Below are 15,209 nucleotides of genomic sequence, written 5' to 3' on the forward strand. Positions count from 1 at the left end.
TCCTCGTGCCAACTTGAAAGGTGTTATTTTTCAGTGGCTTGGGCCTTTGGTGTGGCCCATGGGTTGCACCGTGATGCAGCGGGTTGCACTGCAGTGGTGCGTTTGGGCTTGTGGCCCGGTGATACAGGGTTGTTGCCGGTGCAGCTTCAGTGCAGCAGCAGTACCAGCAACAGCAGGTTCAGCGCCAGGGCACCCAGCGCAATGCTCCTCCAGACCAGCAGCGGCTCGCGTTCCAGCAGCGGGCGGTGCGGGCTGGTCAGGTTCTCTCCCTGTTGCAGCGTCAGCAGCCACTGTTCGGCGGTTTCGTAGCGTTTCTGCGGGTCGGCGGCAATTGCCCGCAGCAGGCATTCATCCAGCCAGGCGGGCAGGTCCGGGCGGTAGCGGCTGAGGCTGGATGGCGCGCCGAAACGTGGGCGCTGAAAGGCCTCGACCTCGCCATAGGGGTAGTGCCCGGTGAGCAGGTAAAAAAAACTGACGCCCAGTGCGTAGATGTCCTGTTGGGGCGCCGGTTCGGCACCGGCGAAGGCTTCCGGGGCAATGAAGCTGGGTGTGCCGGCCGGGCTGCCGGGTTGCCAGTGTGACAGCCCGGGACAGAAGGCCAGCCCGAAATCCAGCAGGCGCAACACCCGGTCATCACCCAGGTGCAGGTTGTCCGGCTTGAGGTCGCGGTGCACCAGATTGCGCCGGTGCAATGCGCCGACGGCGCTGATCAGCGCGGGGGCCAGACGCTGGAACTCGGCCAGCGTCCATAGCCCCTGTGCGGTCTTGTGCTGCGCCAGTGTCAGTCCCGGATATTCGCGCATCACCAGATAATGGTGGCGGCGCTCGGGTAGCGGATGCAGTTCGGGGATTGCGGTGCCGGCCACCCGCCGCATAAACCATTCTTCCTGCAGCAGCTCGCGGCAGGCCTGGGGCTCATCCCGCCGCACGGCGGGCAGGGTTTTCAGCAGCCACGGCTGGCCCTGCGCATCGCTGACCCGATACAGCAGCGATTGCCGCGATTCGCTCAGTTGACCCTGCACCAGCCAGCCTTCGAAATACTGGCCGGGTTTCAGGCGCGGCGGCAGGCCGCGTTCGGCGACCGGTTGCAACAGGTCGTCAAGACTGGCATCGGGCAGGCCTGCGATCTTGACCAGCAGGGCGCTGGCGTTGTCCTGCCCGCCATTGGCCAGGGCCTGATCGACCAGTCGCTGGCAGATGCCCTCAGGCTCATCGTTGCTGGTCAGCAGGCGGGCTATGCTGGCATCGTCCAGACTGGCCCAGATGCCGTCGCTGACCAGCAACAGGCAGTCGCCGGTGTGCAGCTCGTCCTCGTGGTAATCGATCAATGGCTGTTCGTCGAGGCCAAGCGCACGTTTCAGCACATGTTGCATGCCCGGCTGCTCCCAGACATGTTCGCTGGTCAGTTTGTGCAGGCGTCCGCGGCGCAGCAGATAGGCCCGGCAGTCGCCTATGTGTGCCAGGGTGTAGCGGCGTCCGCGCAGGATCAGGCAGCTCAGGGTGGTCAATAACGGCTGACCACCGCCATTGGCGCGCAGCCAGCGGTTGTGTGCGCTGAGCAGGCGTTCTAGGGCCTGGGTGGTGGTCCAGGTTTCCGGTGTCGAATAGTAGTCCAGTGCCAGCGCCTGCAGGGTGGCGCGTGCCGCCAGACCACCATCGCGGCATTGGCTGACGCCGTCGGCGAGCGCCAGCAGGTGCCCCTTGCTGGCGGCCAGCCAGGGCGCCGGCGTGACTATGCGCAGGGCATCCTGATTGTCCTTGCGTGGCCCGGCGGCGCTGGCCTGGTCAAGCTGAAGCTGCAGGGTCATGTTCAGACGCGGGCGCTGGTAACGGCGGAGGAGCCCCAGGTGGTGCGCCAGCGCCGCTTCACTGAGGTCAGGCCAAGCAGCGCAACAATCCCCAGTGCGGCAAACAGCCAGAGTCCCAGCTGATAGTCACCGGTGTGCTGTTTGATGCTGCCAAGCCCGGCCGCCAGAACAAAGCCGCCAATGCCACCAGCCATGCCGATCAGCCCGGTCATGGCACCGATTTCACGGTGGAAGCGCTGGGGAACCAGCTGGAACACCGAGCCATTGCCGGCGCCCAGTCCGAGCATGGCGGCGACGAACAGGGCCAGTGCGGCAATTGAGCTGTCCAGATTGAAACCCACCAGTGCGATGCACGCTGCGGCCAGGGCATACATGAACGACAGGGCGCGGATGCCACCGATACGATCCGCCAGGGCACCGCCCAGCGGCCGCATCAGGCTGCCAGCCATGACGCAGGCGGCGGTGTAGTAGCCGGCGACCACCGGATCAAGCCCGTACTGGTCATTGAAATAGCCGGGCAGGGCGCTGGCCAGGCCGATGAAGCCTCCGAAGGTCACGCAGTAGAACAGCATGAACCACCAGCTGTCCTTGTCATTCAGTGCCTGCAGGTAGTCGCGGACCGATTTGGGTTTGGCCCGTTGCGGTGCGTTGCGGGCGACCAGAGTGAAGATGATCAGCGTGGCGGTCAGCGGGATCAATGCCAGGCCAAACACATTCTGCCAGCCGAACAGGTAGGCCAGGCCGGGGGCGAACAGGGCTGCCAGCACGGTGCCCGAGTTGCCGGCACCGGCAATACCCATGGCCTTGCCCTGATGTTCCGGCGGATACCATTGCGAGGCCAGCGGCAGGGCCACGGCGAAGGCGGCGCCGGCAAAGCCGAGGCCCAGACCCAGCAGCAGGGCCTGGTGATAGCTGTCTATGCCGATAAGCCAGGCGGCCAGCAGGGTGGCAATCACCACCAGCTGGGCGAGGATACCGGTGCCCTTGGGCGACAGGTGATCAGCCAGAAAGCCCAGCAGCAAACGCAGTATGGCGCCGGCAAGGATAGGGGTGGCGACCATCATGCCCCGTTCCTGTGCAGTCAGTCCCAGATCGGTGGCAATCTGCACCGCCAGGGGGCCAAGCACGTACCAGACCATGAAGCTCAGATCGAAGTAGAGAAAGGCGGCGAACAGCGTCGGTGCATGGCCGGCTTTCCAGAATGATGTTGTCATGGATTACCCCTCAGGCTAGGCAGAATCAGTGATTCAGGTGTTTTGCCGGCAACCTTGCGGCAAAAAAAAACGCCACCCCCAACCGCGGATTGGCTCCGGGTCGGGGATGACGTCGTTGTCTGGCAGGCAACCGCCGTTGGCTGCCTGACGATTGCTTTGCAGGATGCGTGCCAGCTGGTGGCCGGCAGAGCACTGACTAATTGCACCGAAACTGCGGGGCGCGGCAGCCAATGACCTGTTCTGGACCGTCGATGCCCTGGACGGGCATCGCCGAGCTTACAGGGATGTATTTACAGCGTGTCCGGAACAGGTCATTGGCTGCTGCGTTGGCGCAGAGCCGCTGCTTGAACCTAGTTGCCGAGCAGTTCCTGCATGGCAATGATCTGTTCCGCCACCTGGATCAGCTTCTGCTGTCGGGTCATGGCCTGGCGGCGCATCAGGCTGTAGGCCTCGGGTTCACTGCACTGTTTCATCTGCATCAGCAGCCCCTTGGCCTTTTCGATGCGTTTGCGCTCGTTGAGTTGCTGTTCCCGCGCCTGCAGCTCGTTGCGCAACTGTTGCTCGGCCTCGAAACGGGCCTGGGCGACATCCAGTATAGCCTTCAGCCGCTGGCTCTGGATGCCTTCGACGATGTAGGCGCTGACACCGGCCTGAATCGCCTGGCGCATCACCGCCGGATCCTGTTCATCGGTGAACAGCACCATTGGCCGTGGCTGGTCGCGGCTGATCAGGCACAGTTGCTCAAGCACGTCGCGCCCTGGGGAGTCGCTGTCGATCAGGATGACGTCGGCCTGCAGCTGCTGTGCGCGTTGCGGCAGGTCAATCGCCACAGCCGATTCGTCGATTACCTCGAAGCCGGCCTCGCGCAGTGCGTCACGCAGGCGCCCAACCTTGCGCGCTGTGTCGTTGATCAGCAGGATGCGCATGGGCTGCCTTCGTCAGTCAGGCCGTGCAGGCTGAAGCTGCGGGCATAGTCGGCGGGATTGCTGCCACTCCACAGGCCGCCGTCGCACAGCCGTGCGCTGCGCAGGTTGCTGGTGTCGAGCGGAATGCCCAGGGCGGTTGCGGCATCGGCATAGATATCCATGCGTTGCACCTGGCGGGCCACTGCCAGATAGTCCGGATCACTGCGCAACAGTCCCCAGCGGCGCAACTGGCTGAGGAACCACAGGGCATCCGACAGCCAGGGCTGGTTGGCCCGCCCATCGGCATGGAACTGCAGCGGGTGGGGGTCCTGACATGCCTGGCCGAGCGCGTTCTGGCCGCTGCCAAGCAGGGCGTCCTGCAGGATGCTGGCCGGTGCGTCGAGGTAGCATGCTGCGCTGATCAGTTGGGCGGTGTCGCGGCGGTTGTCGGCGCTGGCATCGATAAAACGGCTGGCCTCAAGAATCGCGCAGGTCAGGGCGCGTGCTGTATTTGGGTGCTGGTCGGCAAACTGGCGGCTGCAGAACAGGACTTTTTCCGGATGATCCGGCCAGATCGCCTGGGTAGTGCTGACGGTGAATCCCAGTTGCTGCTGGCTGGCGCAGGAGCCCCAGGGTTCGCCGGCGCAAAAACCGTCAATATCGCCATTGCGCAGGTGTTCCACCATATCCGCCGGCGGCACCACCGGGCTGTCAATGTCACGCAACGGATGAATGCCATGGGCGGCCAGCCAGTAGTAAAGCCAGAGCGCGTGGGTGCCGGTGTTGCAGGTATGGGCCAGACGCAGGCGCGCCTTGTTTTGGTGCGCATACCGGGCCAGTGCTTCGCCATCGCGCACGCCGGCCTGCTGCAGGCTGCGCGACAGGGTGATGCCCTGGCCATTCAGGTTCAGCCCCATCAGTACCGCGAGATCAGCCTGCGGACCGGCTATGCCCAGCTGGATGCCATACACCTGACCATAGAGCCCCTGGGCTGCATCAAGCCGGCCATTCAGCAGGTTGTCACGCAGGCCGGCCCAGGAATGCTGGCGTCGCAGGTTCAGGCTCAGACCGTGCTGCTGGGCAAAGCCCTGAGTGGCCGCGACTATCAGTGACGCCGAGTCGCAGAGCGGCATAAAGCCCAGCTCCAGTACCGGTTTTTCCGGGGCATCGCTGCCGCTTGCCCATATCCGCGGGTCACGCAGGGGATTGCTGGGTGGTTGCATAGGCTTATCCGCAGTCATTAAAAAACGCCGTGCCCGTTGCGAAGTATTTCGCAGCGGATGCACGACGCCGTTGTCGTTTCGGGCATCGCCATTGATACCTGCCATGGACCGGCAAGCAAGCATTGTGCCGTCTGGTGCGCCGCTGATGCCATATGGTTGAGGCTAACTACTGGCATTTAGTTGCATCGAATTTCCTGACGGGTAGCTGAATTTCCCCGGTTTCTTGCTTGCAACTGACATGCGCTTTGATTTAATCGAACCAAAGCACCGATTACATCAGGTTGCAGTCAGCTGCCCGCTTTCAGGAGAAAACCATGCCAAAAATACCCTTGATTCTTGAACTGCATGCCAAAGATGCTTTGGGAAACGCTGCACAAATCAGCCCTCTGCCTGATTACGCAGCCCTGAGTATAATCACCAGACACTGCCACTACCTCAGCCAAGCCACCCGATGAAGCAGATCACCTTCGCCCAAGCCGAGCATCAGAACAAGAAAAAAGTTACCCGCCGGGAACGCTTTCTGGCCGAGATGAATGTGCTGGTTCCTTGGCAGCGCCTGCTGGATGCGCTGTCGCCCTCGTATTACCCCGATGCTGCCGGCAAGCGTGGCCGTCCACCGACTCCGCTGGAGCGGATGCTGCGAATCTACTTCCTGCAGCAGTGGTACGGCCTGGCTGATGAAGCCCTTGAGGATGCGATTTACGACAGTCAGGCGATGCGTGATTTCGTCGGTATTGATCTGTCCATCGAAAGCGTGCCGGATGCCACAACACTGCTGCGTTTCCGCCACCTGCTGGAAAGGCATTCGCTGACGCAACGGATCTTCGAAGAGATCAACGCCACTCTGGCAGAACGTGGTTTGTTCATGCGCGAAGGGACCATTGTCGATGCCACCATCATTGCCGCTGCACCTTCTACCAAGAACAAGGCCAAGCAGCGTGATCCGGCGATGAAGCAGACACGCAAAGGCAACCAGTGGTATTTCGGCATGAAAGCCCATATCGGTGTTGATGCGGCAACAGGTCTGACACACAGCCTGGTGGCCACCTCGGCCAACCAGGCGGACATCACAGTAGCCGCGCAGCTGCTACGTGTCGACAAAGAACCTGTTTATGCCGATGCCGGGTACACGGGTCTGGGCAAACGTCTTGCTGAGGATGGCATCACGCTTCCTCCGCTGCGGATTGCTGCGCGGCGCAGCACCATCAAGAAAATTGAAGATGGCCCGGAGAAGCAGATCATGCAACGCATTGAGCACTGCAAGGCGAGCATCCGCGCCAAGGTGGAACACCCGTTCCATGTGATCAAGAATCTGTTTGGTCACTGCAAGGTGCGCTACCGGGGCATGGAGAAGAATCAGGCCCAGCTGTTCAGCCTGTTTGCACTGGCCAACCTGGTATTGGCCAAGAGGTGTTATGAGATGACAGACGGGGTTATTGCGTCTTGAAACCCGTTAGTCGGGTGAAAACTGGCCCAAATGGCCAGAATTGAAGATGATTTGCGTGGTGCTGTAGCTGAGAGCGAGTTGGCTGCATCAAAATCCATTGATTGGAACGGCCGCCGCGCCAATCTGAATTGATCAGCGATTCCTTAGAGTGATCGCATGTGCTTTTGGCCGCCTGTGGAGCCATTTGGCTTGCCTTGTGGTGCAAGGTGCTACCCATGTAAGGGTTTCTAGCTTATAGCTTTCTTGCGCTGCCTGGGGCGGTCTGAGCAGTTCTGGTAGGTGGCCCAGTAGATGATTCATCTGGCCAGGTGCGCCCGGCGGTGTTTTGCTGCAAATTTCTTGAAGACTTTCGTAAGTATCACAAATGAAATCGAGAATTTAAGCAGTGGCTTGTCAATTGCTTTGGCCTGAAACTCCGGTCCAATGTTTGCCAAGGTTTGCTTGGCAGTACGCTTGCGTGAACTAAATATTCAAAATATATCAATTTCATGATTGATCTGTGACTCAAACGTGATTCTGTTTACGAGGGTGAATACCGTCGGGTAGCCTCGATAATATAACTCAATGAGGGTGTGCAGAATTCTGTGTAACCGGGGATGGGGTTACTACTGTGGCAGCCTGCCTTCGTAGCTGATCGTAAAGCGTGTCAGTGCCGCTTTCCAGTCACGGATCGGCATCGTCCATTTCTTGCTGATGTTGCGTAGCGCCAGATAGAACAGTTTCAGCAGCGCCTCGTCGCTGGGGAACGAGCCGCGGTTCTTGGTTATCTTGCGCAAACTCATGTTCACCGACTCAATGGCGTTGGTGGTATAGATCACTTTGCGGATCTCCGGTGGGAAGTCGAAGAACGGCGTGATCCGAGCCCAGTTGCGCCGCCAGGACTGACCAATTGGCAGGTAGTCGTCATCCCATTTGGTTTCGAACTCGCCAAGGCGCAGCTCAGCCTCGTCCGCCGTGCTGGACTGGTAAATCCGCTTCAGGTCAGCCGCTACCTCGGCGCGCCGTTTCCAAGAGACGTAGTTCAGGCTGTGCCTGACCATATGCACGATGCACAGTTGCACGCTGGTGTGCGGGAAGACAGCCTCGATGGCCTCGGGGAAGCCCTTCAGGCCATCCACGCAGGCGATGAAGATGTCCTGCACGCCACGGTTGCGCAACTCGGTCACCACCTGCAACCAGAACTTGGCACCCTCGCTCTGGGCGATCCATAGCCCGAGGATTTCCTTCTCCCCGGCCAGGTTGATGCCCAGCGCCAGGTAAACCGCCTTCACCCGCACGGCACCCTCACGCACCTTGGTGTGGATGCAGTCGAGGTAGACGATGGGATAGACCGCGTCGAGCGGCCGTGACTGCCAGGCCTTCACCTCATCGGTTACGGCATCGGTCACCGAGGAGATCAGACTGGGCGATACCTCGGCGCCATACATCTCCTGTAGGTGTGCCTGAATCTCGCGCACGGTCATGCCCCGTGCGTACAGCGAAAGAATCTTGTCGTCGAACCCCACCCAGCGGGTCTGGTGCTTCTCGACGATCTGCGGTTCGAAGGTGCCATGCCGATCACGCGGTATCTCAATGGGCAGCTCGCCGAACTCGCCCTTGAGCTTCTTGCGGCTAAAGCCGTTGCGGGTATTGCCAGACGAGTTACCGACCGGCTGATGCTTGTCGTGCCCCAGATGGTGAGTCAACTCGGCATCCAGCGCACGCTCAACCAGCTTTTTGGTCAGCTGCTTGAGGATGCCTTCGGCACCAATCAGGTCTTCAGGTTTTTGATAGTTGGCCAAGAGCTGATCCAGCAGCTCGTCGGTGATGGGATGTAGTTTCTTGCTCATCGTGTCTCCGGTTCGGAGCGACAGTGTCGCTCATTAGCCGGTTACACAAAAATTCGTACACCCCCAACTCAATACCTTTGATGGAATCTGATAGGTAACTCATGCCGTAAACGAGAAACGTGAAGTCTTGTGCGTACGTCGTTGTATGAATAATCACTACATCATCATTCATCGAAACACCACTTGTTTCCGTCCAGCTAAAACTCACTCCAGTCATCTCTATGCCATCAGGTTTTACACTGAATAAGTGCAGAAGGGCGTTTCCTCTCTCGTAATTTGGAGCATACCCGTAAACCTCACTATCAGGTAGTGAACCGCCCCGGGTTTCGCGGAGGCTCCACCCTTTGAGAGAATGGAGCCCATATGAGCAAGCACACCAAATTTTCCCCTGAAGTCCGTGACCGGGCCATCCGTATGGTTTATGAGGTCCGGGAGTCCCACGCATCGCAGTGGGCCGCCATTGAGGTGGTGGCCAGCAAGATCGGCTGCACCGCCCAGACGTTGAGCAGTTGGATTCGGAAGGCGGCTGCGCCTGCGGCCCCCTCCGCCTCGGGCACTGATGCCCGCGTCAAGGAACTGGAGCGCGAGGTTCGTGAGCTCAAGCGAGCCAACGAAATCCTCAAGGTCGCCAGCGCTTTTTTCGCCCAGGCGGAGCCCGACGGGCAGGCCATCCTGCGCCGTTTGAAGTGATCTGGCAGCTGATCGACAAGCACCGGCAAAGCTTTGGAGTCGAGCCACTGTGCCGCGTGTTGCAAGTGTCTCCATCGGCTTACCGGCGCCATGCTGCACGGCTACGTGACCGCTCACGACGCTCCGCCCGAGCGATCCGTGACGAGGAACTTGCTGTACAAATTCACCGTGTCTGGCAGGAAAACTACGAGGTCTACGGGGCTAGGAAAGTCTGGCGGCAGATGCATCGCGAACACCAGGTGGTTGCGCGCTGCACAGTGGAACGGTTGATGCGTGAAATGGGGCTCTGCGGCGTAACGCGGGGCAAAACGGTGAAAACCACACAAGCCGATCCTGACAATGCCAATCCCAGGGATCTGGTAAAGCGCCAGTTCACGGCCGAACGTCCCAATCAGCTCTGGGTCGCCGATTTCACATTCGTTTCAACCTGGCAGGGATTTGCTTATGTGGCGTTCATCGTCGATGTCTACTCACGGTTTATCGTAGGCTGGCGTGTCAGTGCATATTCCGGCCCATCGTGACCGCTCATTCCGTTTGAACGTGACCGCCTGTTCTGGGCTATCGTGACCGCTTATTCCGTTTCATCGTGACCGATTTTGGGTGCTTGCCCGGAATCGTCGGTCACGATGCCGGAATCATCGGTCACGTTCCTCCGGAATCACAGCCAACGCACTGGAATTCTTGAACTTTATCCAGCATACCCCTTCCTTTTTTCGAGGAAGAGCGGATGCCGGCTGCGAGGATTTCCATGCGACAGATCATCGAGATATTACGCCTCAAGTACGAAGCCGGCCTGAGCCACGAGCGCATTGCCCGTGCTTGCGGCCTCTCCAAGGGCGTGGTCGGCAAGTACGTCAGCCTGGCCCAAGTCCAGGGTGTTTCTTGGCCACTACCGAAGGACCTAGACGAGGCCCGGCTGCATGCGCTGTTGTTCCCGGCCAAGACACCCCCGTCACGCTTTGCAGAGCCTGATTACTTCCAGGTCCATCAGGAGCTCAAAACCAAAGGCGTGACCCTACAACTGCTCTGGGCCGAGTACGTGGAGCGCCACGGAGACAAGGCCTACCGCTACAGCCAGTACTGCCATCATTACCGGCTCTGGCGTGGCCGGCAGCGCCGTAGCATGCGTCAGGTCCACCGTGCCGGTGAGAAGATCTTTATCGACTACTGCGGCCCGACCGTGCCTGTGGTGGATCGCTCTACCGGTGAAGTGCGCAGGGCACAAGTCTTTGTGGCAGTGTTGGGCGCCTCCAGCTACACCTTCGCCGAGGCCACCTGGAGCCAGGGCCTTCCAGACTGGGTCGCGTCCCACCAGCGGATGCTCAACTTCTTCGGCGGGGTACCGGAACTGCTGGTTCCGGACAACCTCAAGGCTGCGGTGACCAAGGCGGACCGCTACAGCCCGACGATCAACGAGACCTACGCTGAGCTGGCCCGCCATTACCAGACAGCGGTGTTGCCTGCGCGGCCCTACAAACCGAAGGACAAGGCGAAGGCCGAGACGTCGGTGCTGTTGGTTGAGCGCTGGATCCTGGCCCGCTTACGGCATCAGACGTTCTTCTCCCTGGCTGAACTGAATACCGCCATTGCTGCGTTGCTACCCGCACTGAACCAGCGCCCGTTCCAAGGCCGGGTCGAGACCCGTCAAAGCCTGTACGACGCGATTGACCGACCAGCCCTGCGGCCGCTCCCAGCAACGCCCTATACCTACGCCGAGTGGCGCAAGGCCCGGCCCGGCATCGACTACCACATTGAGATCGACAAGCGGCTGTACAGCGTGCCTCACGCCCTGGTGGGGCTGGTGCTGGACGTGCGGCTAACGGATACCGCTCTGGAGGTTATGCACAAGGGCCAGCGCGTTGCCTTGCACCCCCGCCACGGGAAGAGCCGCTTCGTCACTCTGACCGAGCATATGCCCAAAGCGCACCAGGCCCACAAGGACTGGTCTCCGGAGCGCTTCCTCAATTGGGCCAAAGACATCGGTCCCGCATCCCTGCAGGTGGTGCAGGGCCAGCTCAAGGATCGCCCCCATCCTGAGCATGGCTATCGCGCCTGTCTGGGGTTGCTGAACCTCAGTCGGCGTTACAGCCGTGAACGCCTTGAGCAGGCCTGCGCTCGGGCGCTGTCGATCAACTCGGCCAGCTACCAGAGCATCACCTCAATCCTGAAACAAGGACTTGATCAGTTCCCCCTGCCACTGGCTGAGGAAGAGCGTGATCTGACTGACCTGCCAGCGCATACCAACGTTCGCGGACCGCATTACTACCACTGATACCGGAGAGATCTATGCTGACCCACACCACACTCAACACCTTGCGCCAACTCAAGCTGACGGGCATGTGTGACGCCCTGGAACAACAACGGGCTCAGCCCGAGACCCACGATCTGGCGTTCGAGGAGCGCCTGGCTCTGCTGGTGGACCGGGAAGTGCTGCACCGGGAAAACCGTCGGCTGGACCGCCTGCTCAAGACTGCCCGCTTGCGCGTGCCAGCTTGCATCGAAGACATCGACTACCGGCACCCGCGCGGCCTGGAGCGCTCGCGCATGGCGGGCCTGGCTAGCTGTGACTGGATCAGACAATCGCTGAACCTGTGCATTACCGGCCCCACCGGCTGTGGCAAAACCTGGCTGGCCTGCGCCCTCGGCAATCAAGCCTGTCGCCAAGGCCTGTCCGTCCGTTACCTGCGAGTGCCGCGGCTGTTCGAGCAAGTACGAATCGCCCACGGTGATGGCAGCTACGCTCGCCTGATGACGCAGTTGTTGAAAACCGATCTGCTGATCCTTGATGACTGGGGTATGCAGAAGATCAATGCCCAGCTTTCCGCTTAAGCACCTGAACGCGAGCTTTTAAGTGTGAAACCGGACTGGGTTTCCGTTTCGATCAAACGCCATGTAGTGAGACAGGTCGCCACCGTTTTCTACAGTATGCTGCATCACTTTAAGCGGTTGAGTTGCATCGTCAGCGCTTGGGGCTATTCCGTTGCGGCCAGATAAACCGGCCACTAGGACGATCTGCCACGCCTGCCCCATATGTTCAGACTCTGCTACTAGATCGGCAAAACTTCCCAGTTCGCTCAGGGTTTTGTCAACGCACATGACCGGTTGTAATTGACCGCCTTGCCCTGAGTGAAAACGGGCTGCTTCTTCGCTTTCATGCTCTTCGGGTAACGATGCCTTCAAGAAAACGAAAAGCAAGCGTTGTGGTTCGGGTTGGTTTTTGGCGGCCAACAACAGAGTTTCATAGTCTGTAATGTTAATTTTCGCTCTCCTGCTGCTGGTTAATAGTCGCGTCTGTTATTGACGTGCCATCTAAGCCGATGCTGTGGCTTGTTTGTAAGGTGTTAAAAATATGGCGGTTGCAGCTGAGTGCAACACGGTTATTGAATTGACGCAGGAGCATCATATTGCATAGCCAAGGCTTTCTGCATCACTTCGCTCATGACTTCGATAGGACATTTGCCAGCCCCAAGCGGTGGCGGGCGACCACAGGGCTTTGAGTTCTGCTTTCATCAGATAAACCGTCATCAGCGATTGGTTCGCCGCCAGCAGATCCTGCAGATGTACCTGCTGATCTTCTCGCTTGAGATTTTCTGGATTACGCAGCAGCAGCCACCGTGCTTGCTTGATCACCCTGCGTGCGGGTTTGTCATGGCGCAGGCGATTGGCCTCATCGACCCGTACCCGATCAATCACCTCTCGCCCATACTTGGCGATCACATGAAACAGATCATAAACAACGCGTGCTTGAGGGCAGTGTTGGTGCACCTCCAAGTCAAATGCGGTGTTCATGTCCATTGCCACTGCCTCGATCCGTGCGCAACCCTCCGCCCCCAGCGCTTCAAAAAACGGTCTGACAGCAGCTCGGCTACGCCCTTCGCCAATCCACAGCACCCGGTGGGTATCGGCATCCAGCACCACGCTGGCGTAGCGATGCCCTTTGAACAGAGCGAACTCATCCATCACCAAGCGTCTGGGCTGCGCCTTCGGTAGCTTCTCCAGTGCGTCTTGTAGCGCCCGTCGCTCCAGCAAGCGCACGCTGCCCCAATGCAAACCAAACAGCTCGGCGACGTGCAGAGTGGGCAGTCTTTGACAGGCCTGGATTACAGCTTCGGCCAAGCGCTTGGTCATTCGCGAATAGCGGTCAAGCCAGCGGACTAACTCCATTCTCTTGCCGCATGTGCTGCACCCGACGCGCCGCAGCGCCACATTCAACCGCACTGCGCGGCCAAGGATGGGCAGGTCACGGATTGAGCGCTGGCAGTATTCGTGGATGGTGGTGCTGGGCTGATGGCAGCCGCTGCAGGTGGGCAATCTGGTGGGCTGCGGAATCAGGTCGATCAGCAGGCCGTCGCCGTCAGGCCGGATCGCAGTGACAGAAAAGCCCTCCCAAAAGGGCAGAAACGTATTAATATCGTGCACAAGAACGCCGGTTTGTGGATGTGTTTGTTCGCACTAACATCATCCCTCAAATCGGCGTTCTTGTTTTTATCTTTCCCGGGATTCCGTGAAGAACCATTAAAAACTCTATCTGTCAGGGTTTTTAATACCTTTATTGTTTATATCTAATTGATTTATATGAATATTATTTTGGCATGCTTTGTGATGGGTAGTGGGTGAAGTCTCTAACCTAAACAAGGAACATGTCATGCGTAAGCTCATTACTCTAAGCGCCGTAGTCGCACTGCTGAACAGCCCCTTGAGTCATGCGGAACAGATACTCTCAGCGCAAAGCGATACGTTGGTCGGGGGTGGCTATAGCAGCTTGAGCGGATTCATGCTCGGCGGTGCGGCAGGCGGCCCAGTGGGGGCTTTGGTTGGGGCGGCTATCGGCTACTTTGCCGGTAGCGAGGCACAGCAAGCCTTAGGGCTGGAGCAGACGCTGTATGTGATCAAGGATGACAGTGGTCATGTTCACCGTGTGCGCTCCTCAGATGCTGGCTTTATCAAGGGCCAGCAGGTTTCTGTACAGGGCTCGCAGATCACGGCGTTAGCCCCATAAATAGCGGTTGTCATGCCGCTGCCTGGCGGCAGGGGCTGGCAAGCAGGAGGGTAAGTCGTGCTGTATGCCTTGTTTCATGTCGTGCACTTACTGGCAGCCATCGCGTTTATCGGCGTGGTGTTTTTTCAGTTGCTGATTCTGGAGCGCGTCAAGGCGCAACTTGACGCCACTGGCCTGCCTGCGCTTGAGCAGGCACTCAGTGCGCGTACGCGGGCGGTGCTGCATTGGGTTGTAATGCTGTTGTACGGCGCCGGCATTGGCCTGGCCTGGCATTACCGGCAGCTCCTGAGTGCGCCGTTCTCCAGCAGCTTCGCCAGCTTGCTGACGTTGAAAATCGGCTTGGCAGTGGCGGTCTTTATCAGCTACGGCGCACTTGCACTGCTGCTGCGTCGGGGGCGCATGACCCCCAGGCTGTACCGCGCGCTGCATTGGGCGGTGCTGGGGCAAATGCTGGCGATCGTGCTGCTGGCCAAGGCCATGTTTTACCTGCACTGGTAGCGCACTGAACAGGCGCCAGTGTGGCGTGCACGGTATCAGTCGTTGTGCGGCAGTCGTACCAGGGTGACCAGCACAATGGTTTCCACCTTGCTGTACAGAGCGTGCTCGACCCCTTCGGCTACGTACATCAATTGATGTTCCTGGAGTGTTTGCCAGGTGCCATCGGCCTGAACCTCGACACGGCCTTGCAGGCACTGAATCGTCAGCGGGCCGGCTAGGGCGTGTCCGGGTATTTGCTTGCCGGCCACCATGACAAAGCGCATGACTTCCAGGCGCGGTGCACAGACCAACGCTTGGGAAATCTGTGCCGCAGTGGGCGTGGTGGGCAGTAACTCAAGCACCTCCCCTGAGGCTGCATGTTTTAAAGCCATGAGTCTGATCTCCAGGTTGAATGGGGTTTGGCCATAACACTGTCGCGTATATCAGTCGGTTAGCACTACGCCGTTAGGCTGTGACTGACGATGATTTTGGTCAATAACGGTTGCTGCTTGGGCGCGTTGATAGATGCAGATTCAGGTATTGGAAGATCCTCGATTTTACCGGTTGCGCTGGCTAAGGTGTGCACACAGCCATCATCCAGCATGTTGAGGTGCCCC

Annotated in this window: 11 protein-coding genes, 3 pseudogenes and 1 other annotated feature; of the genes and pseudogenes, 6 read left to right on the forward strand and 8 right to left on the reverse strand. The window is 59.4% G+C overall.

Features of this window, described 5'->3' with window-relative positions; all coding sequences use genetic code 11:
- Positions 1–146: 146 nt before the first annotated feature.
- From ACZ5WQ_RS15665 to ACZ5WQ_RS15680, 4 genes are all read right to left on the reverse strand, one after another.
- Entirely contained in the window at positions 147–1,808 is a 1,662-nt protein-coding gene (locus ACZ5WQ_RS15665; protein ID WP_233048921.1) for a bifunctional protein-serine/threonine kinase/phosphatase, read from the reverse strand.
- Between the two features lie 2 nt (positions 1,809–1,810).
- Positions 1,811–3,022: a nitrate/nitrite transporter gene (locus ACZ5WQ_RS15670; RefSeq protein ID WP_233048923.1), complete on the reverse strand. Its 1,212-nt coding sequence runs from the start codon at positions 3,020–3,022 to the stop codon at positions 1,811–1,813.
- A gap of 350 nt (positions 3,023–3,372) precedes the next feature.
- Complete coding sequence (locus ACZ5WQ_RS15675) at positions 3,373–3,948, reverse strand: ANTAR domain-containing response regulator (protein ID WP_233048924.1); 576 nt, start codon at positions 3,946–3,948, stop codon at positions 3,373–3,375.
- A complete protein-coding gene (locus ACZ5WQ_RS15680) occupies positions 3,933–5,150 on the reverse strand; it encodes a CmpA/NrtA family ABC transporter substrate-binding protein (RefSeq protein ID WP_233048925.1) in 1,218 nt (405 codons plus the stop codon). Before ACZ5WQ_RS15680 ends, ACZ5WQ_RS15675 begins: the two co-directional genes overlap by 16 nt.
- Before the next feature lie 451 nt (positions 5,151–5,601).
- Here ACZ5WQ_RS15680 and ACZ5WQ_RS15685 point away from each other — a divergent pair, with 451 nt between their 5' ends.
- Entirely contained in the window at positions 5,602–6,597 is a 996-nt protein-coding gene (locus ACZ5WQ_RS15685) for an IS5 family transposase (protein ID WP_233048926.1), read from the forward strand.
- Between the two features lie 605 nt (positions 6,598–7,202).
- Here ACZ5WQ_RS15685 and ACZ5WQ_RS15690 read toward each other — a convergent pair.
- Entirely contained in the window at positions 7,203–8,426 is a 1,224-nt protein-coding gene (locus ACZ5WQ_RS15690) for an IS256 family transposase (protein WP_233048513.1), read from the reverse strand.
- 363 nt (positions 8,427–8,789) lie between these two features.
- Here ACZ5WQ_RS15690 and ACZ5WQ_RS15695 point away from each other — a divergent pair.
- The 3 genes and pseudogenes from ACZ5WQ_RS15695 to ACZ5WQ_RS15705 all read left to right on the forward strand — a co-directional run.
- Positions 8,790–9,619: pseudogene (locus ACZ5WQ_RS15695) on the forward strand (IS3 family transposase); the annotation flags it as partial.
- Positions 9,059–9,190: a sequence feature (AL1L pseudoknot), on the forward strand. (Overlaps the previous pseudogene by 132 nt.)
- 224 nt (positions 9,620–9,843) lie before the next feature.
- Entirely contained in the window at positions 9,844–11,388 is a 1,545-nt protein-coding gene (gene istA, locus ACZ5WQ_RS15700) for an IS21 family transposase (protein ID WP_464382621.1), read from the forward strand.
- 14 nt (positions 11,389–11,402) lie between these two features.
- Positions 11,403–11,933: pseudogene (locus ACZ5WQ_RS15705) on the forward strand (ATP-binding protein); the annotation flags it as partial.
- 30 nt (positions 11,934–11,963) lie between these two features.
- Here ACZ5WQ_RS15705 and ACZ5WQ_RS15710 read toward each other — a convergent pair.
- Positions 11,964–12,344, reverse strand: a complete 381-nt coding sequence (locus tag ACZ5WQ_RS15710; protein ID WP_464382622.1) for a ribonucleotide reductase subunit alpha — start codon at positions 12,342–12,344, stop codon at positions 11,964–11,966.
- A gap of 285 nt (positions 12,345–12,629) precedes the next feature.
- Positions 12,630–13,535: pseudogene (locus ACZ5WQ_RS15715) on the reverse strand (ISL3 family transposase); the annotation flags it as partial.
- 226 nt (positions 13,536–13,761) lie between these two features.
- On the opposite strand from ACZ5WQ_RS15715, the gene ACZ5WQ_RS15720 reads away from it, so the two are divergent.
- Together ACZ5WQ_RS15720 and ACZ5WQ_RS15725 are read left to right on the forward strand one after the other, a co-directional pair.
- On the forward strand, positions 13,762–14,115 hold the full coding sequence (locus ACZ5WQ_RS15720) for a hypothetical protein (RefSeq protein WP_464382623.1): 354 nt from the start codon (positions 13,762–13,764) through the stop codon (positions 14,113–14,115).
- A 57-nt stretch (positions 14,116–14,172) separates the two neighbouring features.
- The gene (locus ACZ5WQ_RS15725; RefSeq protein WP_464382624.1) at positions 14,173–14,613 is read left to right on the forward strand and encodes a hypothetical protein; all 441 of its coding nucleotides are present in this window, start codon (positions 14,173–14,175) and stop codon (positions 14,611–14,613) included.
- A 35-nt stretch (positions 14,614–14,648) separates the two neighbouring features.
- Here the strand turns inward: ACZ5WQ_RS15725 and ACZ5WQ_RS15730 are convergent, their stop codons facing one another.
- On the reverse strand, positions 14,649–14,984 hold the full coding sequence (locus ACZ5WQ_RS15730; protein ID WP_464382625.1) for a cupin domain-containing protein: 336 nt from the start codon (positions 14,982–14,984) through the stop codon (positions 14,649–14,651).
- Positions 14,985–15,209 lie beyond the last annotated feature (225 nt).

The sequence above is a fragment of the Halopseudomonas sp. T1L2 genome (genome assembly GCF_055397385.1).

Coding starts and splice junctions, on each gene's coding strand:
- ACZ5WQ_RS15665 (WP_233048921.1), bottom strand. CDS start 1,808: ATGACCCTGCAGCTTCAGCTTGACCAGGCCAGCGCCGCCGGGCCACGC.
- ACZ5WQ_RS15685 (WP_233048926.1), top strand. CDS start 5,602: ATGAAGCAGATCACCTTCGCCCAAGCCGAGCATCAGAACAAGAAAAAA.
- istA (WP_464382621.1), top strand. CDS start 9,844: ATGCCGGCTGCGAGGATTTCCATGCGACAGATCATCGAGATATTACGC.
- ACZ5WQ_RS15670 (WP_233048923.1), bottom strand. CDS start 3,022: ATGACAACATCATTCTGGAAAGCCGGCCATGCACCGACGCTGTTCGCC.
- ACZ5WQ_RS15720 (WP_464382623.1), top strand. CDS start 13,762: ATGCGTAAGCTCATTACTCTAAGCGCCGTAGTCGCACTGCTGAACAGC.
- ACZ5WQ_RS15680 (WP_233048925.1), bottom strand. CDS start 5,150: ATGCAACCACCCAGCAATCCCCTGCGTGACCCGCGGATATGGGCAAGC.
- ACZ5WQ_RS15675 (WP_233048924.1), bottom strand. CDS start 3,948: ATGCGCATCCTGCTGATCAACGACACAGCGCGCAAGGTTGGGCGCCTG.
- ACZ5WQ_RS15690 (WP_233048513.1), bottom strand. CDS start 8,426: ATGAGCAAGAAACTACATCCCATCACCGACGAGCTGCTGGATCAGCTC.
- ACZ5WQ_RS15730 (WP_464382625.1), bottom strand. CDS start 14,984: ATGGCTTTAAAACATGCAGCCTCAGGGGAGGTGCTTGAGTTACTGCCC.